The 17,802-nt window shown below is 64.1% G+C and carries 17 protein-coding genes and 1 riboswitch; of the genes, 13 read left to right on the forward strand and 4 right to left on the reverse strand.

Features of this window, described 5'->3' with window-relative positions:
* Positions 1-4 precede the first annotated feature (4 nt).
* From cobW to EHO51_RS03305, 3 genes are read right to left on the reverse strand one after another with little or no spacing between them, the layout of a single operon-like run.
* Positions 5-1,036, reverse strand: a complete 1,032-nt coding sequence (gene cobW, locus EHO51_RS03295) for a cobalamin biosynthesis protein CobW (RefSeq protein WP_124737690.1) — start codon at positions 1,034-1,036, stop codon at positions 5-7.
* A complete protein-coding gene (locus EHO51_RS03300; RefSeq protein ID WP_124737691.1) occupies positions 1,033-1,695 on the reverse strand; it encodes a CbtA family protein in 663 nt (220 codons plus the stop codon). Before EHO51_RS03300 ends, cobW begins: the two co-directional genes overlap by 4 nt.
* Before the next feature lie 12 nt (positions 1,696-1,707).
* A complete protein-coding gene (locus EHO51_RS03305; RefSeq protein WP_124737692.1) occupies positions 1,708-1,893 on the reverse strand; it encodes a CbtB domain-containing protein in 186 nt (61 codons plus the stop codon).
* A 51-nt stretch (positions 1,894-1,944) separates the two neighbouring features.
* Positions 1,945-2,141: riboswitch (cobalamin riboswitch) on the reverse strand.
* A gap of 48 nt (positions 2,142-2,189) precedes the next feature.
* On the opposite strand from EHO51_RS03305, the gene cobO reads away from it, so the two are divergent.
* From cobO to EHO51_RS03320, 3 genes are all read left to right on the forward strand, one after another.
* On the forward strand, positions 2,190-2,822 hold the full coding sequence (gene cobO, locus EHO51_RS03310; RefSeq protein ID WP_124740024.1) for a cob(I)yrinic acid a,c-diamide adenosyltransferase: 633 nt from the start codon (positions 2,190-2,192) through the stop codon (positions 2,820-2,822).
* 167 nt (positions 2,823-2,989) lie between these two features.
* Positions 2,990-4,033: a sterol desaturase family protein gene (locus EHO51_RS03315; protein WP_124737693.1), complete on the forward strand. Its 1,044-nt coding sequence runs from the start codon at positions 2,990-2,992 to the stop codon at positions 4,031-4,033.
* Positions 4,030-4,959: a DMT family transporter gene (locus EHO51_RS03320; RefSeq protein ID WP_124737694.1), complete on the forward strand. Its 930-nt coding sequence runs from the start codon at positions 4,030-4,032 to the stop codon at positions 4,957-4,959. The genes EHO51_RS03315 and EHO51_RS03320 overlap by 4 nt, the downstream gene beginning before the upstream one ends.
* 204 nt (positions 4,960-5,163) lie before the next feature.
* Here the strand turns inward: EHO51_RS03320 and EHO51_RS03325 are convergent, their stop codons facing one another.
* Positions 5,164-5,355, reverse strand: a complete 192-nt coding sequence (locus EHO51_RS03325; RefSeq protein WP_029650981.1) for a hypothetical protein — start codon at positions 5,353-5,355, stop codon at positions 5,164-5,166.
* A 423-nt stretch (positions 5,356-5,778) separates the two neighbouring features.
* Between EHO51_RS03325 and EHO51_RS03330 the strand changes: the two genes are divergently transcribed.
* The 10 genes from EHO51_RS03330 (at position 5,779) to bamA (ending at position 17,758) form a co-directional block, all read left to right on the forward strand.
* Positions 5,779-6,831 (forward strand): 30S ribosomal protein S2, encoded by a 1,053-nt coding sequence (locus EHO51_RS03330; RefSeq protein WP_124737695.1) that lies wholly within the window; start codon positions 5,779-5,781, stop codon positions 6,829-6,831.
* A gap of 89 nt (positions 6,832-6,920) precedes the next feature.
* Positions 6,921-7,847: a translation elongation factor Ts gene (tsf, locus tag EHO51_RS03335; protein WP_124737696.1), complete on the forward strand. Its 927-nt coding sequence runs from the start codon at positions 6,921-6,923 to the stop codon at positions 7,845-7,847.
* A gap of 374 nt (positions 7,848-8,221) precedes the next feature.
* Positions 8,222-9,211, forward strand: coding sequence for an SDR family oxidoreductase (locus tag EHO51_RS03340; RefSeq protein WP_124737697.1), 990 nt, complete (start codon positions 8,222-8,224; stop codon positions 9,209-9,211).
* Between the two features lie 189 nt (positions 9,212-9,400).
* A complete protein-coding gene (gene pyrH, locus EHO51_RS03345; RefSeq protein WP_124737698.1) occupies positions 9,401-10,129 on the forward strand; it encodes a UMP kinase in 729 nt (242 codons plus the stop codon).
* Positions 10,130-10,300: 171 nt separating this feature from the next.
* The gene (gene frr / locus EHO51_RS03350; RefSeq protein WP_014892614.1) at positions 10,301-10,861 is read left to right on the forward strand and encodes a ribosome recycling factor; all 561 of its coding nucleotides are present in this window, start codon (positions 10,301-10,303) and stop codon (positions 10,859-10,861) included.
* A gap of 51 nt (positions 10,862-10,912) precedes the next feature.
* Positions 10,913-11,692, forward strand: a complete 780-nt coding sequence (locus tag EHO51_RS03355) for an isoprenyl transferase (protein ID WP_124737699.1) — start codon at positions 10,913-10,915, stop codon at positions 11,690-11,692.
* Positions 11,689-12,567, forward strand: a complete 879-nt coding sequence (locus tag EHO51_RS03360) for a phosphatidate cytidylyltransferase (RefSeq protein ID WP_124737700.1) — start codon at positions 11,689-11,691, stop codon at positions 12,565-12,567. Before EHO51_RS03355 ends, EHO51_RS03360 begins: the two co-directional genes overlap by 4 nt.
* Positions 12,568-12,577: 10 nt before the next feature.
* The gene (gene dxr / locus EHO51_RS03365) at positions 12,578-13,825 is read left to right on the forward strand and encodes a 1-deoxy-D-xylulose-5-phosphate reductoisomerase (RefSeq protein ID WP_124737701.1); all 1,248 of its coding nucleotides are present in this window, start codon (positions 12,578-12,580) and stop codon (positions 13,823-13,825) included.
* Between the two features lie 55 nt (positions 13,826-13,880).
* Positions 13,881-15,035: a M50 family metallopeptidase gene (locus EHO51_RS03370; protein ID WP_124737702.1), complete on the forward strand. Its 1,155-nt coding sequence runs from the start codon at positions 13,881-13,883 to the stop codon at positions 15,033-15,035.
* A gap of 359 nt (positions 15,036-15,394) precedes the next feature.
* Complete coding sequence (gene bamA / locus EHO51_RS03375; RefSeq protein WP_432431920.1) at positions 15,395-17,758, forward strand: outer membrane protein assembly factor BamA; 2,364 nt, start codon at positions 15,395-15,397, stop codon at positions 17,756-17,758.
* The last annotated feature ends 44 nt before the right edge of the window (positions 17,759-17,802 follow it).

Genomic DNA, 17,802 nt, shown 5'->3' on the forward strand with positions numbered 1-17,802 from the left:
CGTATCACGGCTGCGCCAGCGTCGCGATCACCGCGTCGCGATTGAGGCCTTTCTCGCCAATGATCACGACGCGACTCATGCGCTGCTCATCGGGTCTCCACGCCCGATCGAAATGATGTTCGATGCGCGCGCCGACGCCTTGCACGAGCAGGCGCATCGGCTTGCCGACGACTTCGACGAATCCCTTGATGCGCAGCACGTCATGCGCGCGCGCCGCTTCGGCGAGTCGCGCGATCAGCGCGGCCGGATCGGCGACCGCAGAGAGCGACACGACGAAACTGTCGAAGTCGTCATGGTCATGTTCCGGCTCGGCGTCATGATGCGACGGACGGGTCGCGAGATCATCCTCCGCCGCCGCCGAAAGGCCGAGCAGCACGAGCGGATCGACGCGCCCTCCGCTGGCGCGCACGATCTTCGCCGCTTTCCGGGCGCCGAGCGCCAAGCGGTTTGCGACGTCGCGTTCTTCGTCGGCGCCCAGCAGATCGGTCTTGTTGAGGATGATGAGATCGGCGCAGGCGAGCTGATCTTCAAACACTTCTTCAAGCGGATTGTCGTGGTCGATCGTCTGCGTGTCTTCGCGCTCCTTGGCGATCGCATCGAGATCGTCGGCGAAACGGCCCTCCGCCACGGCCTTGCCGTCGATGACGGCGATGACGCCATCGACCGTCAGCTTCGAGCGGATCGCCGGCCAGTCGAACGCCTTGACCAGCGGTTTGGGCAGCGCCAATCCCGAGGTTTCGATGATGATGTGATCGGGACGCTTTTCATGCGCGAGCAGCGCTTCGATCGCCGGGATGAAATCGTCGGCGACGGTGCAGCACAGACAGCCGTTGGCGAGTTCGACGATGTTCTCTTCCGGGCAGTTTTCGACGCCGCAGGCGCGCAGTATTTCGCCGTCGACGCCGACGTCTCCGAATTCATTGATGACGAGCGCCAGGCGCCGATCCTTGGCGTTCTCGAGCACATGGCGAATGAGCGTCGTCTTCCCCGCGCCAAGGAAGCCGGTGACAATCGTTGCAGGGATTTTGGCGCTCATGAGGATTCCTGTTGGCGCGACTGGAGTCGCCAGACGAGACCGGCGAGCGCGCCGGCAAGCGCCCAGCTGATCGCCTGAACGGCGAGCGAGGCGGCCGCGAAGCGCGCGGCGAGCTCCGCCGGCGCCGTGCTCTCGGGCGTCGCGGGCTGCGGCGCGAAGAAATGCGGCAGGGCGATCAGCGCGACGCCGGCGATCTTCGCCGCGGTCGAGTCAAGCCGCAACAGGGCGAAGAGTCCGGCGCCGGTCGACAGCGCGGTCGCAAGCCACCAGATCTGGCGCGCGGCGAGTTCGGTTTCCGCCATGCCGGGAAGCTGCGGGGCGAGGCCGAGACTCGTCGCGAGTCCCGTCGCCGCGAAGGCGCAGGCGCCCCACAGCGCGGCGCGGCGCGGCGCGATGGCGTCGCCGGAGAGAAGCATCGCGGCGAGCAGTATGAGCGCGTAGCCGATCGAGACGGCGATCGTTGCGGCGCTCGTCGCCGCCGTGCGGCTCAGGCCGGAAAGCGCTGCGCCCGCGTCGGCGCCGTCATGCGCATGCTGCGCCGCCTCATAGACCTCTGCGGCGAGGATCAGCGGCGTCGTGGTGAAGTGCTGCAGGGCCGCGACCGCAAGCCCGGCGACAAGGCCGGCGATCAGGCCGGTCGTCAAAACGCGCGCGATCAAGCGCGTTGGCGCCTAGTGACAGGGGAAGGAGAGCGCGTGGCGCGTGTCATGCGCCGCGTCATGGACGCTTTCTGGATAGGCGAAGCCCGCAAGCCAAACGAGCCCGAAGCCGAGAGTGAGCGCAACAACGGCGGCCTTCAGCGTCTCGAGTCTCGAAGCGGGGAGGGCGGCGGCGTTGGCGGATGATTTGGCGTTCATATCGGTCTCCCTGCCGCCCCACCGGCGGCGATGCGATGCGCGCGGCGATCCAAATTGATCGCCCTGACGGCAGGTCTCCTGGCTCCCGGGTCGTCGGACCGCGCCGCCTTCCCAAGCATCTCGCTCAGTGGCAGATGGCGCGGACCTTGCCGGCTACAGTTGCGGGGGCAGCCGCGGATACGGGACCTAATGCCCGCGCCGCGTTCCCTTTTCACTTCTTGCGAAGGACCGTCCCGACTAGTCATATGCGCGGCTCATGCTTCCGTCAAACCGGCCGAGGAGCGCCTGTGACCGAGATGAACGAAGACGACGAGGCGCGCCGCCATCGTCTCAAGATGGAGAAGCGCAAGGCGGTTCAGGACGCCGAGGTCGCCGGCAAGACGGTCGCCCGCAAAGGCCTGCTGATGGTCCACACCGGCGCCGGCAAGGGAAAGTCGACGGCGGCCTTCGGGCTGGCGCTGCGCGCGCTCGGCCATGGCTGGAAGATCGGCGTCGTTCAGTTCGGCAAGGGCCAGTGGCGCACCGGCGAGCGCAACATGCTCGAAAAGCTCGGCCAAGAGTTCGGTCAAGAGTTCGGTCAAGTCGCCTGGCATACGCTCGGCGAGGGCTTCACCTGGGAGACGCAGGACCGCGCGCGCGACGAGGCGGCGGCGCGGCGCGCCTGGGAGAAGGCGTGCGAACTGATGGACGACCCCCACATTCGCCTGCTGGTGCTCGACGAATTGAACATTTCGCTGCGCTACGAGCATTTGCCGCTGGACGAGGTGCTCGATGCGCTCGCCGCGCGGCGCGACGACCTCAATGTCGTCGTGACCGGACGCAACGCCAAGCCGGAGCTCATCGCCGCCGCCGATCTCGTCACCGAGATGACCCTGGTCAAGCATCATTTCGGCGCCGGCGTCAAAGCGCAGGAGGGAATCGAATTCTAACCTGAAACCTGTTCTGAAGCCCGCCGGCCTATCGCTCTTGGCAGCGGCTCGCGTAGAGAATACGCTTTGCGGGCAGGCAGTTCCGTGGCGGACAGGGACGCGCGCCAGCGACGCGAGCAGCGTCAGTCCTGGCTGGACTCTCAACATCATCTGGACCCGAAAGCTCGATGGACGTTTACGACGCGCTCCGCTTTTCCGCTGCGAAGATCTCCAACGAGCTGTTTTCGGCGGGATCGATTTTTTCGGTCTATTCGCTGGCGACGACGTTTCTCATCGCCGTTGGCGCGCTGGCCTATCAGCGCAAGATGCGCCGGGGGCGCGTCAACCTGCGGGCCATCGCGCGGGCGATCTTCGACAAGAGACTCCTGCTATCCAAATCTTTTGCCGCGGACGTCAAGCTCTTCGTCCTGAGCGTCGTTCTCATGCCGGTCGTGGTGGGCGCGCTCGTTCTATCGACGAACGGCGTTGCGACCGCCGTGAGCGCCGCGCTGCGCAGTTCATTTGGCGCTTTTGCGCCGACCTCTTGCTGTGACCTTTCGATAAGGCTCTTCTCTACCGCCGTGCTCTTTTTGGCCTATGAGATCGGCTATTGGGTCGATCACTATCTCAAGCATCGGATCCCGTTTTTGTGGGAGTTCCACAAGGTACATCACACCGCCGAGGTGCTGACCCCGGTGACGAATTTTCGCAATCATCCGATCGACAACATCTTTTTCGGCTACATGCTCGCGATGTTCATTGGCGGCGCGTCAGGCGTATTGGCGTGGGTCTTTGGGCGAACCACTGAATCCTTCACGGTCGACGGGAAGAACATCCTTTTCATCTTCTTCCTTTGGACGATCGGGCATCTTCAACATTCGCAGTTCTGGATTCCGTTTCGCGGGATTTTGGGACACGTCGTCCTAAGCCCCGCGCACCACCAGATTCATCATTCGACAGATCCTCAGCACTTCAATCGCAACTTCGGCAGCGTTCTCGCCGTTTGGGACTGGATGTTCGGATCGCTCGAGATGCCCTCGACCAAGAACCCGCGCCTTAAATACGGGGTCGAGGAAGACGCCGCGGACCCGCATTCGTCCTTCGGATTATTGGCGACCCCGATTTATAGAGCCGCCCTCGCGCTCTGGCGCGCGTCCGCCGAGGCATGGAATGCAGGGACTGAGCGACTGGAGCAGCGCCGTCAAAGGCTCAAGAGCACAGGCATATTATGAGCCGCGTTCGCGCCGATCTGTTGCTTGTGCTTGCGGCGTTTATCTGGGGGACGGCCTTTATCGCGCAAAAAAACGCCGGCGAGCTTATGGGGCCGATCACCTTCGTCGGCGTCCGTTTTCTACTGTCCTGCGCCGCGCTCGCGCCGCTGGCGCTCTATGAACGCCGTTACAGTGACTCTCCGCTGAAAAAGGGCGATTTGCCTCTCGCCGGCCTGATCGGCTTGTGCGTCTTCCTCGCCGCGGCTTTGCAGCAAGTCGGCCTCGCCACGACGACGGCGACCAACGGCGGATTTCTCACGGCGCTGTATGTCGTGCTCGTTCCGGTGTTCGTCTTTGCGCAGACCGGCGTAAGACCCCGGCAGGTCGTTCTCTTCGCGGGCGTCGGGTCCATCGCGGGCGCTTGGCTGCTGACCGACAGCGCGCAGCTCCAGAGTTGGACGTCGGGCGACGCCTTGGTTTTGATTGCGGACATCGCGTGGGCGGCCGGCATTAGTCTCGTCCCGACCTTTCTCGCTCGGACCGACCGGCCGTATTTTTTGGCTTTCGCGCAGTTCGGCGTCATCGGCGTTCTTGGAGCCGTTGTGGGCCTCGGCGGCGAGCCTTTTTCGCTCGAGGGCCTGAGCGCCGCGCTGCCGGCGATTCTCTATGCGGGGCTTTGCTCCGGAGGGATCGCCTTCACGCTTCAAATCGTGGCGCTCAAATATACGCCCGCGGCCGAAGCCGCGCTCATCATGTCGCTGGAGAGCGTTTTCGCGGCCTTGTCGGGCGCCATCCTGCTGTCCGAGCGCCTCACCACGCCGGCGATGCTGGGCGGGTTGCTCATCTTGCTCAGCGCCGTGCTCGTCGAAGCTGGACCGGCCGCGCAAAATATATGGGCGTCGCAGTACTGGAGTCGGCTGTCGCAAGTGTGGAGTCGGGCGCGCTAGAGCAGGTTCCGAAAAAGTTGACAGACTTTTTCAGAACCCCAGCCAGGAAGCGCTCTAAGCGTCCGAAAAAGTGGAAGCCGACGCTCGATCACGTCGAGAACGTCGGCTCCAAAATGATCTGCGCGGTAACCGGCCGATCACCCGCCAGAAAGACAAGGGCCGGGAGCTTGCGCGCCCGGCGAGTCTTTTCGGCAGGGGTATGTTTTACTGGATCATGCGGGCAGTAGAGCCAACGCCATCGCCCTGGATGCCGTTGCGGTTGCCCGTGCCGTTGGTTCCTTCAGGAGAAATCCAATCCGGAACCCAGGTCAGAGCGACGACGACGAACGCGACGAAGGCGGCGATCCAAAGCAGCATCTTGCCGATATCGCCGGTATTGTGAACGTTGACGGCCATGCGTTTTCCCCCTGTTCTTGATTTTACGTGAATGCTTGCCGCATCGAGAGGGAGCCTAGCTTGTTTCCGATCGGATGGCAATGCGCTCTTGCGAGGGCTCAAAGCTCCGCCAAAAAAGCAATATTAGTTTTGAAATTCAAACCGTTAACATGCGACAGAACGTCGCGGGCATTTCAAAAAATTAAGCGCATTTCCTTGTCCTTGTTTCCCTTCCGAACGCCGATGCGCCAGCCAGGCGTCGAACGACTAAAGCGTCCGCGCCGGTTGGCCGGCGGCGGCCCTTGCCGGATGTAGGCGCATCGCCTATAAGCGCGCCATTCCACAGGCGAGAGTTACGCGGCGTCTGCCTTAAGACGTCGCTCCGGTGGCCGGATCTCCGGCCTCTTTACTCTCTCGCCGAGGTTCAACCGGAGAAAAGACACTATGGCTCTGCCCGATTTCACCATGCGCGGCCTCCTGGAGGCCGGCGCTCACTTCGGCCATCAGTCGCATCGCTGGAACCCGAAGATGGCGCCTTTCATCTTTGGCGCCCGCAACAACATCCACATCATCGATCTCGCCCAGACGGTGCCGCTGCTCCATCAGGCGCTGAAGACGATTTCGGACACCGTCTCCAAGGGCGGCCGCGTGCTGTTCGTGGGCACCAAGCGCCAGGCGCAGGAGCAGATCGCCGACGCCGCCAAGCGCAGCGCTCAATATTACATCAATTCCCGCTGGTTGGGCGGCACGCTCACCAATTGGAAGACGATTTCCGGATCGATCACCCGTCTGCGCAAGCTCGACGAGATGCTTTCGGCCGGCGCTTCGGGCATCACTAAGAAAGAGCGCCTGCTGCTGACCCGCGAGCGCGACAAGCTCGAAAAGGCGCTCGGCGGCATCAAGGATATGGGCGGCACGCCGGATTTGATCTTCGTGATCGACACCAACAAAGAGCAGCTCGCGATCAAGGAGGCGAATCGCCTCAAGATTCCCGTCGTCGCCGTGCTCGACACCAATTGTGATCCGGACGGCGTCACCCATCCGATCCCCGGCAACGACGACGCGGGCCGCGCCATCGCGCTCTACTGCGATCTCGTGGCGAGAGCCGCAATCGACGGCATTTCGCGCAGCCAAGGCTCGGTGGGAATCGATATCGGCGCCGATGAGTCGCCGGCGCTTGAGCCCGCGCTCGAGGCTCGCCCGGTGGTGCGCGAAGATTTGCGTCCCGCCGAAGCCGCCGGGACGGATGCGGAGACGCCTCTCGAGGCCTTCGAACTGCTGTCGGCGCCGCGCGGCGCGCCGGACGATCTCGCCAAGCTGCACGGCGTCGGCCCGCAGCTTGTCAAGAAGCTGAACGACGCCGGCGTCTATCACTATTGGCAGCTTGCCGCGATGACTTCGGCGGACGTCGAAAAACTCGACGGCGAGTTGAAGCTGAACGGCCGCATTGCGCGCGACGGCTGGGTCGATCAGGCGAAGGCGCTTCTCGCCGCCTAATCGATCCGTCAGGTCCAATGCTTAAGACGCGCGCGCCGGTCCAATGGGCCGGCGTCGTCGCATGACTCCCTTAAGAAGGAATTTCAGCCATGGCTACGATCACCGCCGCCCTTGTGAAGGAACTGCGCGAGAGCACCGGCGCGGGCATGATGGATTGCAAGGCGGCGCTCACCCAGACGGACGGCGAATTTGAAGCGGCGGTCGACTGGCTGCGCAAGAAGGGGCTCTCCAAGGCCGCGAAGAAAGCCGATCGCGTCGCCGCCGAAGGGCTTGTCGCCGCGCTCGTTTCAGACAATTCCGGCGTCGTCGTCGAGGTGAATTCGGAAACGGACTTCGTCGCCCGCAACGCCGATTTTCAGTCGCTTGTGAAGAACATCGCCGAAGTCGCCTTAAAAAGCGGCAAGAGCGACGTCGAGGCGCTCGGCAAGGAAGCCTATCCCGGCGGCGGAACGGTGAGCGAAGCGATCACCCAGGCGATCGCCGGCATCGGCGAGAACCTGACGTTGCGCCGCGCCGCCGCGCTCAGCGTCAGCGAGGGCGTCGTCGGCCGTTACGTGCATGCGCAGGTCGTCGACGGCCAGGGCAAGATCGCGGTGATCGTCGCGCTCGAATCGAAGGGCGACAAGGACGTGCTGGCGACGCTCGCGCGCCAGCTCGCCATGCATGTCGCCTCGGCGAATCCGCTGGCGCTTGACGCCTCGGGCCTCGACCCGGCGACGGTCGAGCGCGAAAAGAAGCTGCTTGCCGAGAAGAACGCCGGCAAGCCTGAGAACGTGCTGCAGAAGATTATCGATTCCGGCATCAAGACCTACGCCAAGGAGGTCTGCATGCTCGATCAGGTCTCCAACCATCCTGACCACAGCGGCAAGAGCGTCGCCCAGGCGGTCAAGGAGATCGAAGGCAAGGCCGGCGCGCCGATCGCCATCAAGGGCTTCGTGCGCTATGCGCTCGGCGAAGGCATCGAGAAGCAGACGAGCGACTTCGCCGCCGAGGTCGCGGCCGCTGTGAAGGGGTAAGTCATTCCCTCCGCTTGAGGTGAAAAGGTCAGTGCGGGCCGGGGCGTTTACCCCGGCCTTTTTTGTTTCCGCGAACCTCTCCGCGTCATGCCGGGCTAGTGCCGGGCGCCCACGAGTCTACTCAGCGGCGCCGCGTGGAGAGCCGGACAAGCCCGGCCATGACGGCTGAAAGGCCGCGCCGTCACTCCCCACGCATCGCCGCCTGCGACCTTCGCCTTCGCCCCATCCTCCTTGGGGCCGCGTGCGCGAAGAAGGATGCAACAGCTGTTGGCGATGCTTTGGTCGTCCCCCCGCGCGAACAATCGCGGGCGGGCGGCGTTTAGCTCCTGACATTGATCTTCGCACATGGCGAAGATCAAGCAGAGGAGCATTAGATGCGCGCCAAGAAGACCGCCGCAGACGAAATGATTCGCGGACCGCGCGTTGGGCGCGCGATCGAAACCGCCACCTCCGTGCTCGGCTTCGATGACGCGCCGTCCGCGCGGGGACTGCGCGATCCGCGCGAGCTCTATCCCAAGCCGCCCTTCGAGAAGCAGACCCAGCCCTGGCCGGGTCTCGCCGGCCTCATGACGCCGCGTCCCGATCATGGCGAAGAGAGCTACCGGGGCTCGGGGCGTCTCCTTGGCCGCAAGGCGCTCATCACCGGCGGCGACAGCGGCATCGGCCGCGCCGCGGCGATCGCCTTCGCCCGCGAAGGCGCCGATGTCGCGATCAACTATCTGCCGGAGGAGGAGGCGGACGCGAAGGAGGTCATGACTCTCCTGGGCGAGGCCGAGGTCAATGCGGTGGCGCTTCCGGGCGATATTCGCGATGAAGGCTTTTGCCGCAAGCTCGTCGACGATGCGGCGCGCGATCTCGGCGGCCTGGATATTCTCGTTAACAACGCCGCGCGTCAGCATGCGCGCCAATCGATCCTCGACATTACGACCGAGGATCTCGACTGGACGTTTCAAACCAATCTCTACGCGCTGTTCTGGATCACGAAAGCCGCGATTCCGCATCTCCAGCCGGGATCGTCGATCATCAATACGAGTTCGATCGTCGCCTTCGATCCTTCGCCGCAGCTTCTGGATTATTCTGCGACGAAGGCCGCCATCCTCAACTTTACGAGATGCTTGGCGAAGCAGCTCGCTGACAAAGGCGTCAGGGTCAACGCCGTCGCGCCCGGCCCGTTCTGGACGGCCCTGCAGCCAAGCGGCGGACAATTTCCCGATCATCTCGCCGAATTTGGCGCCGACACGCCGCTCGGGCGTCCGGGACAACCGGCGGAAATCGCGCCGCTTTATGTGCTGCTCGCCTCAAACGAGGCGAGTTTCACGACGGGCCAGGTGTTTGGCGCGACGGGCGGCGAGGTGGGGCCGTAATCAATGCCGTGAATAATGTCCTGACTGACGCGTGGCGCTTGTTTGCATTCACGTGGGGGGTCGTCGCCGCGTCCGCAGAACGTTGCTCATGGCCGCTTAGCGCCTGAGTGTCACGACTGCCTCACTTGCGGGCGCCGCTCGGCGTCCGTAAGAAGAACGCGCCCCGCCTCAGTCAGCGAGATCCGCCCCATGTCCGACCTCACGTCGACGCGACGATTCAAGCGTGTGGTCGTCAAGCTGTCCGGGGAAGCCCTGCAGGGGTCGGCGCCGCACGGGCTTGACGCCGTCACGCTCGCCCGCATCGCCTCCGACCTCGCGACCGCCGCGGACGCGGGACATGAGATCGCCGTCGTCGTCGGCGGCGGCAATTTCTTTCGCGGCATCAAGGGGGCCGACACCGGGATCGAGCGCGCGCGCGCCGATTCGATCGGCATGCTGGCGACGGTGATGAACGGGCTAGCGCTGGAGCAGGCGGTCGAAGGGCAGGGGCGACAGGCGCGCTGCCTCTCCGCCGTCACCATGCCGTCCATATGCGAATCCTTTTCGCGCCGCGCCGCCCTGCATCATCTGGCCAAGGGACGCGTCGTCATTGCGGCCGGAGGCACCGGCAACCCCTTCTTCACGACGGACACCGGCGCGGTGTTGCGCGCCGCGGAGCTCTCCGCCGACGCGGTGCTCAAAGCCACTCAGGTCGACGGCGTCTACACGGCCGATCCCAAGCGCGATCCGACCGCGCAGCGCTACGACAGCTTGAGCCATGACGAGGCGATCGCCAAAAACCTGGCGGTGATGGATACGGCGGCCTTCGCGCTCGCCCGCGAGAATAAGATCCCAATTCTCGTCTTTTCGATCGCCGAGGCCGGCGCCATCGACGGGGCGCTTTCGGGTCGGGCGCGCGCCACCCTCGTCGCGCCGTAAGACCCTTTCGCGCACGACGGGAAATCGTGCAATAAATCCTGCGCCGCGGAGCCGCAGCGCCGGCGAGGGCGGCGGCGTGCGCCTTTTCGCCGCGCCACATTGGAAAACATAAGAAGCCGAGCCGCGCGAGTGTTCGTGAGAGCGGCGACAGATCAAAGACAGGTTGTGAACATGGCGGAAACTTTTGACCTTGCGGATATGAAGCGCCGCATGCAGGGCGCGGTCGCGACGCTCAAGCACGAATTCGGCGGGCTTCGCACAGGACGCGCCTCGACGAGCTTGCTCGATCCGATTCATGTGGAAGCTTATGGGCAGGTTTCGCCGCTCAATCAGGTCGCCACCGTCAGCGTGCCCGAGCCGCGTCTTCTTTCGGTGCAGGTGTGGGACAAGGCGCTGGTCATCGCCGTGGACAAGGCGATCCGCGAGGCCAATCTCGGTCTTCAGCCGACGGTTGAAGGTCAGAACTTGCGCATACGCATGCCGGAGCTGAACGAGCAGCGCCGCAAGGAACTCGTCAAAGTCGCGCATAAATACGCCGAGGAGGCGCGGGTCTCCGTGCGCCACGTGCGCCGCGACGGCCTCGACATTCTCAAGAAGTTGCTAAAGGATCACGCGATTCCCGAGGACGACGAGAAGCGCCACGAACAAGAGGTGCAGAAAGCGACGGACGAGACGGTGAAGGAGATCGACGCCGCGCTCGCCGCCAAGGAAAAGGAAATCATGCAGGTCTAGGAAGCTGCGACGTCGCCTGGCGCAGGTCCCATGGCCATTCGGAACCCGAATATGACGGAAAGCGACATTCTGGAGGCGCAAACGAACGCGCAGCGCGCGCGCGCGGCGCCGCGTCATGTCGCGCTGATCATGGACGGCAACGGCCGCTGGGCGGCCAAGCGGGGCTTGCCGCGATTCGAAGGGCACCGGCGCGGCGTCGAGGCGCTGCGTCGCACGGTGCGGGCGGCGATCAAGCTCAACATCGGCTATCTGACGGTCTATTCCTTCTCGGCGGAAAACTGGTCGCGCCCGCGCGAGGAGGTGGAAAGCCTCCTCTCGCTGCTGCATCGCTTCATCCGCAACGATCTAGCGGAGTTGCACGCGAGCAATGTGCGCGTGCGGGTCATCGGCGCGCGCGCCGAGCTCGCGCCTGACATCTCGGACCTGCTGCGCGAGGCCGAGCAGATGACGCAGGCGAACTCCGGGCTCACGCTCGTCGTCGCGTTCAACTATGGCGCGCGGCAGGAGATCGCGGCGGCGGCCCGCGCGCTCGCGGAAATGGTGGCGCAAGGCCGACTGAGGCCTGAGGAGATCGACGCCGACGCCATCGCGCAGCGGCTCGACACGGCGGACATTCCCGACCCCGACCTGATTATCCGCACGTCGGGCGAGCAGCGGCTGTCGAATTTCCTGCTGTGGCAGGCGGCTTACGCCGAATTCGTCTTCTTGCCGATTCTTTGGCCCGATTTCGACGAGGGGGCGCTGGCGGCCGCGATCGCCGAATACGCGCATCGCGATCGGCGCTTCGGCGGGCTTGAAGCTGCGGCGCGCAGCGCCAAGACCGCGTCATGACGGCGGATCGAAGAGACATAAGCAGCGCCGGGCAATCTTCCGGAAAGCCGTCTGCCGGAGGCTTCGCCGACCTTGGTCCGCGCGTCGCTTCCGCCGCAGCGATGGTCATCGCCGCGCTCGGCGCGCTCTATCTTGGCGGCGACGTTTTTGCGCTCTTCTGGCTGGCGGCCGCTTTCGCGGTGAGCTGGGAGTGGCAGAACCTGATCGGCGGCGAGGGTCGCGCCCCCCGAATCGCCGTCGGCGGCGCGGCGGTCGCCGCCGCAATGGCGTTCGGACGCGTTTCCATGCCGGGCGCGGCCGCGCTCGCGATTGCGCTCCTTGCCATTGCAGGCGCGGCGCTGGCGGGGGCCGAGCGTCGGCTCTGGGCGGCGACGGGCGTCGTCTACGCCGGCGCGCTCGCCTTCTCCGTATGCCTTTTGCGCGAGTCGCCCGACGTCGGCGCGCTCGCCATCGCGTTCCTGTTTGCCGTGGTCTGGGGCACCGATATCTTTGCCTATTTTGGCGGCAGGCTGATCGGCGGACCCAAGCTTTGGCCGCGCGTCTCGGCCGGTAAGACATGGTCCGGCACGATCACCGGCGTGCTCTGCGGCGCGTTGCTTGGCCTCGTCGCCGTTTATCTCGGCGCCGGCCCGCAACTTGCGAACTGGCGCGTGTTCCTGGTCGGACTGGCCGCCGCCGCCTTTTCGCAAGTCGGCGATCTTTTCGAATCTTCGGTCAAGCGCCGCTTTGGGGTGAAGGACTCGAGCCAGCTCATTCCCGGCCATGGCGGCGCCATGGATAGGCTCGACGGCTTCATCTTCGCCAGCGCCTTCGCGGCGGCGGTGGGCTTGCTGCGCGGCGCGCCGTCGGTGGCGGCCGGTCTTTTCTTCTGGTAGGGCGGAGCCAATGGCATTAGCAAACGGACAGTTTCACGCGCACGCCCCGGTCCAGCCGCGGGCGCCGGTCCCGCGCCGCATCGTGCTGCTGGGCGCGACAGGCTCGATCGGCCGTTCGACGGTCGACCTTCTCGAACGCGATCCGGAAGGATTTTCGGTGTCGGCGGTGGCGGGCGGCCGCGATGTCGAGGCGCTCGCGCGCGTCGCCCGCGCGGTCAGAGCCGAATTCGCCGCGATCCGCGACGAGAGCGCCTATGCGGCGCTCAAGGAAGCGCTCGCCGGGACCAACACTCAGGTCGCCGCGGGCCGCGAGGCGGTCATCGAGGCGGCGCTGCGCGACGCCGATCTCGTGGTCTCGGCCATCGTCGGCGCCGCCGGCGTCGAGCCCACCTACGCCGCGCTCGCCGCCGGCCGCGACGTGGCGCTCGCCAATAAGGAATGTCTCGTCTGCGCCGGCGTGCCCTTCATGCGGATGGCGGCGGAAATGGGCGTGCGGCTGCTGCCGATGGACAGCGAGCACAACGCCATTTTCCAGGCGCTTGGCGGCGAGGACGCCTCCCGCATCGAACGCATGATCGTCACGGCCTCCGGCGGCCCGTTCCGCACCTGGAGCAAGGAGCGCATCTCCGAGGCGAGCGTCGAGGAGGCGCTCAACCATCCCAATTGGGCGATGGGCCCGAAGATAACCGTCGATTCGGCCGGCATGATGAACAAGGGGCTCGAACTGATCGAGGCTCATCATCTATTCGGCATTCCGGCGGAAAAGCTCGAAGTCGTGGTCCATCCGCAGTCGATCGTCCACGGCCTCGTCGCCTTTTCCGACGGCTCGGTGACCGCGGGAATCGCCGTGCCGGACATGCGCACGCCGATCGCCCATTGTCTGGGCTATCCCGACCGGCTGACGACTCCGACGCCGCGCCTCGATCTGGCGAAAATCGCCACCCTGACATTCGAAGCCCCTGATTTTGACCGGTTTCCGGCGCTCAGACTGGCGCTCGACGTCCTGCGCGCCGGCGGCGGCCTGCCGACCGTGCTCAACGCCGCCAATGAAATCGCCGTCGAAGCCTTCCTCGATCGCCGCATTTCCTTCGACGGAATCGCTCGCCATGTGGCCGAGGCCTGCGAGGCCGCTTTGCGCGATGGAACCGCAAATGCGCCCGCAACAGTTGAGGATGCCCTCGCGGTGGACCATATTGTCAGAGAAAGATCACGATCGGCCTTGGCCGGGCGCGCCGCATCAGGCATGCTGCTTCAGTGATCATGGCGCGCGCCGCCGACAGGGTTGGCGCAAGCGAGACCTGCGAGACAGCGCTTTGCTAGACCTCCTGACGACCTTCGCCTTTTATCTCATCCCCTTCGTGCTCGTTCTCACGCTCGTCGTGTTCGTGCACGAATTTGGGCACTTCATCGTCGGCCGGTGGTGCGGCGTGAAGGTGGACGCCTTTTCCATTGGCTTCGGACCGGAACTGTGGTCTCGGGTGGATCGTCACGGCACGCGCTGGCGCATCGCCAGCATTCCGCTCGGCGGCTACGTCAGCTTCCATGGCGACGCCAACGCCGCCAGCGCGCCGGACCCCGAAGCGGTGCGCGCGATGCCTGAAAGCGAGCGCGCGGTAACCTTCGCGGCGCAGTCGGTATGGAAGCGCGCCGCCATCGTGTTCGCCGGTCCTTTTGCGAATTTCATTCTGGCGATCGCGATTTTCGCAATTCTCTTCGGCGTTTATGGGCGGACGGTCTATGCGCCGCGCGTCGGCTCGCTGACGCCTGGCGGGGCTGGCGCCGCTGCGGGCTTCATGGCCGGCGACCTGGTGCTGACTGTCGACGGCGCGCCGGTCGACTCCTTTTCGAATCTGCAGGAAATCGTTTCGAGCTCGGCCGACAAAGAACTCGTTTTCGTGATTCAACGCGGCGATCAGCAGCTGACGCTTCCGGTCGTTCCCGCCCTGCGCGAGGTCGAGAGCGCGATCGGCAAAATCCGAATCGGCATGCTGGGCATTCAGGCCTCAAAGGCCGCAGCCGACATCCGTCGGGAACGCTACGGACCCGCCGACGCGGTGGCGATGGGCGTGCAGGAAACTTGGACGGTCGTGCGCCGCACCGGAAATTATATCGGCGGACTCGTCACCGGACGCGAGAGCGCCGATCAGCTCTCCGGACCGATCGGCATCGCGCAAGTCTCGGGGCAAATGGCGCAGGCGGTCTCCAAGGTCGGCATCGCGCCGCTGTTGAGCCTCATCGCGATTCTCTCAGTCTCGATCGGCCTGCTCAATCTTATGCCGGTGCCGCTGCTTGACGGCGGACATTTGCTGTTCTTCGCGATTGAGGCGGCGCGCGGCCGCGCGCTCAACGAGCGCGCGCAGGAAGTCGCCTTCCGAGTGGGTCTCGCGATGGTCGGCGCGCTGATGATTTTCTCGACCTACAACGACATCGCGCGGCTGATTCACAAGCTCACCGGCTCAGGCTCCTAGAGCGCTTCCAAGATCAATTGGAATCAGGTGATCGATAGGAATCGCTCTAAATAAAAATGCTGGAGCAGGTTCTCATCGAAAAAGTCCGCCAACTTTTTCGGATCTGCTTTCGCGCACGCAGCTGCTCCAACGACGTGGCGTGCAGTACGCCGTGTAAGCGCGCGATTCCTGTCGTAATTTGGACATGATGACGTTTGCGGCGCCACGTCTTAACCATGCGCTGACCATGAATCGTGGCTTTAACGTCACGCCTTCGACAAATTGCGGCGACAACATTTATTCTGCATTTGCAGGGTCGGGTAAACCTTGTAGAAGGAATCGCTCAACGCTGGCGAAGCGCCGATCGTCGGCGCATTTACATGAGTTTCGTGCCGCGGCCCGGGCGGCGACGTTGCGACGAGGACCTGCACTATATGCGCTCTATCAGCGGCATTTGGAAATCATCGTTCCTGTTCGCGGTTGTGGCCGCTCTGCTGGCGTTTAGCGTTCCGGCGTTCGCCGCGCCCGACATCAATCGCATCGCGTTCGAGGGCAACAGCAAGGTCAAGACTGACATCTTGCAGGAGCAGGTGCGTTCGCGCGCCCGCACAGAATTCAACCCGCAGATGGCCGAGGCCGACGTCGCGCGATTGACGGAAGTCTATCGCCGGTCGGGACGCGCTGCGGCGAAAGTGAGCTTTCGGACGGTTGATCTGCCGAACGGACGCGTCGACCTGGTCTTCAGCATCGTTGAAGGCGACAAGACCGGCGTTAAGGAGATCCGTTTCATCGGCAATGAGGTCTACTCCACACGCCGTCTTGTCGGCATGATGGAGACGACGGAAATGAACTTCCTGTCGTTCCTCAAGACAAGCGACGTTTATGATCCCGACCGCATCGCCGCGGACCTCGAACTCATTCGTCGATTCTATCTTAAGAACGGCTACGCCGATTTCCGCGTGATCAGCTCCGACGTGCAGTTCGATCCGGCGGCTGGCGGCTACATCATCAGCATCGTCGTGAACGAAGGCCCGCAGTATCGGGTGTCAACGGTCAGCGTCGAATCCCATCTCCCCGACGTCGACGGCGCCGCGTTGAATGATCTGCTGCGGCTTGCGCCGGGCGACGTCTACAACGGCGACGCGGTCGAGAAGACCGTCGAAGCGCTGACCCGCGAAATCGCCCGGAAGGGCTATGCCTTCACCCAGGCGCGCCCGCGCGGCGAACGCAATCCGGCCGATCAGACGGTCGCGATCCAGTTCCTGCTCGAGGAAGGACCCCGGGTCTATATTGAACGCATCAACATTCGCGGCAACACGCGCACGCGCGACTACGTCATTCGCCGCGAGTTCGATATCGGCGAGGGCGACGCCTATAACCGCGTCCTGATCGACCGCGCCGAACGCCGGCTGAATGGCCTCGGCTATTTCAAAAAGGTGAAAATCACCAATGAGCCGGGCTCGGCGCCGGATCGCGTGATCCTCAACGTTGACGTCGAGGACCAGCCCACCGGCAACTTCGGCGTCTCTGGCGGTTATTCGACCAACCAGGGCTTTATCGCCGAAGTGTCCGTGTCGGAAAGCAACTTCATGGGTCGCGGCCAAGCGGTTCGCCTTTCGGTGCAGGGCGGCCAGATCGCCCGCGGCGTGACGTTCAGCTTCACCGAGCCTTATTTCCTCGACCAGCGCATCGCCGCCGGCTTCGACGTCTTCGTGCGTCAACAGGACGCTTATAACTACTCGATCTACAGCTCGACGTCCTACGGCGGCACGTTGCGCTTCGGCATCCCGATCACCGAAGAGCTCAGCTTCTCGCCCCACTACTCGATCTATCAAACGACGATCTCAATCCCGAACGACAAGAATCGTCCTTACAACGACTGTTTGGTGCCGATACTTGGCTACACGCCGGGGTTCAGTCCCTTCATGCCGACGACGAGCCTCTTCGTGAACTGTCAGTCGAACGGCGAGGCGTCGCTCGCGATCAAGGAGTCGCAGGGTGGGCTGCTGACGTCGCTCGTCGGCTATTCGCTGAACTACAGCACCATCGACAACTTCAAGAACCCGCATAATGGTTGGCTCGCCTCGCTCAATCAGGACGTCGCGGGTCTTGGCGGCGGCACGCGCTATCTGCGCACGACCGGAGACATTCGCTACTTCCGTGAGATTCCCTATATCGACGATGTGGTCGGCATCGCCCGTCTGCAGGGCGGCGATCTGTCGACCTTCGGCGGCTACAAGCCGCGCATTCAGGACAACTTCAACCTCGGCCCCAGCCTGGTGCGCGGCTTCGCGCCGGGCGGCATCGGCCCACGCGACTCGAACATTCTGACGAGCTTCAACAACAATCGCGGCAACTCACTCGGCGGCTCCAACTATGTTGGCGCATCGCTCGAAGTTCAGTTCCCCTTCTGGTACCTGCCCAAGGATCTGGGGCTGAGAGGGGCGGTCTTCGCCGACGCCGGTTCGCTATGGAATTTTAGCGGTAAGACGAACTACGCCAACAATCTGCCCACGATTCCCGGCGTGACCTGCATCGGCGCCTATACGCCGGAGGCGGGTTTCGGGCAGGGCAATTGCGTTGTGCCGAATGCCAACTCCTTCAGGGTTCGGTCGTCCGTGGGCGCCTCGGTGCTTTGGAATTCGCCGATGGGGCCGATCCGCTTCGACTATGCGGTCGTGACCTCGAAGGCGAAAGAGGATATCACTCAGAACTTCCGGTTCAGCGGCGGCACCAACTTCTGATGATCGGAGACGATCGCCGGGCGAACCGCGCCCGGCGGACGGCT

This window comes from Methylocystis rosea (assembly GCF_003855495.1).
Taxonomy (GTDB): domain Bacteria; phylum Pseudomonadota; class Alphaproteobacteria; order Rhizobiales; family Beijerinckiaceae; genus Methylocystis; species Methylocystis rosea_A.

Coding starts and splice junctions, on each gene's coding strand:
- cobW (WP_124737690.1), bottom strand. CDS start 1,036: ATGAGCGCCAAAATCCCTGCAACGATTGTCACCGGCTTCCTTGGCGCG.
- EHO51_RS03305 (WP_124737692.1), bottom strand. CDS start 1,893: ATGAACGCCAAATCATCCGCCAACGCCGCCGCCCTCCCCGCTTCGAGA.
- cobO (WP_124740024.1), top strand. CDS start 2,190: ATGAACGAAGACGACGAGGCGCGCCGCCATCGTCTCAAGATGGAGAAG.
- EHO51_RS03315 (WP_124737693.1), top strand. CDS start 2,990: ATGGACGTTTACGACGCGCTCCGCTTTTCCGCTGCGAAGATCTCCAAC.
- EHO51_RS03320 (WP_124737694.1), top strand. CDS start 4,030: ATGAGCCGCGTTCGCGCCGATCTGTTGCTTGTGCTTGCGGCGTTTATC.
- EHO51_RS03325 (WP_029650981.1), bottom strand. CDS start 5,355: ATGGCCGTCAACGTTCACAATACCGGCGATATCGGCAAGATGCTGCTT.
- EHO51_RS03330 (WP_124737695.1), top strand. CDS start 5,779: ATGGCTCTGCCCGATTTCACCATGCGCGGCCTCCTGGAGGCCGGCGCT.
- tsf (WP_124737696.1), top strand. CDS start 6,921: ATGGCTACGATCACCGCCGCCCTTGTGAAGGAACTGCGCGAGAGCACC.
- EHO51_RS03340 (WP_124737697.1), top strand. CDS start 8,222: ATGCGCGCCAAGAAGACCGCCGCAGACGAAATGATTCGCGGACCGCGC.
- pyrH (WP_124737698.1), top strand. CDS start 9,401: ATGTCCGACCTCACGTCGACGCGACGATTCAAGCGTGTGGTCGTCAAG.
- frr (WP_014892614.1), top strand. CDS start 10,301: ATGGCGGAAACTTTTGACCTTGCGGATATGAAGCGCCGCATGCAGGGC.
- EHO51_RS03355 (WP_124737699.1), top strand. CDS start 10,913: ATGACGGAAAGCGACATTCTGGAGGCGCAAACGAACGCGCAGCGCGCG.
- EHO51_RS03360 (WP_124737700.1), top strand. CDS start 11,689: ATGACGGCGGATCGAAGAGACATAAGCAGCGCCGGGCAATCTTCCGGA.
- dxr (WP_124737701.1), top strand. CDS start 12,578: ATGGCATTAGCAAACGGACAGTTTCACGCGCACGCCCCGGTCCAGCCG.
- bamA (WP_432431920.1), top strand. CDS start 15,395: ATGAGTTTCGTGCCGCGGCCCGGGCGGCGACGTTGCGACGAGGACCTG.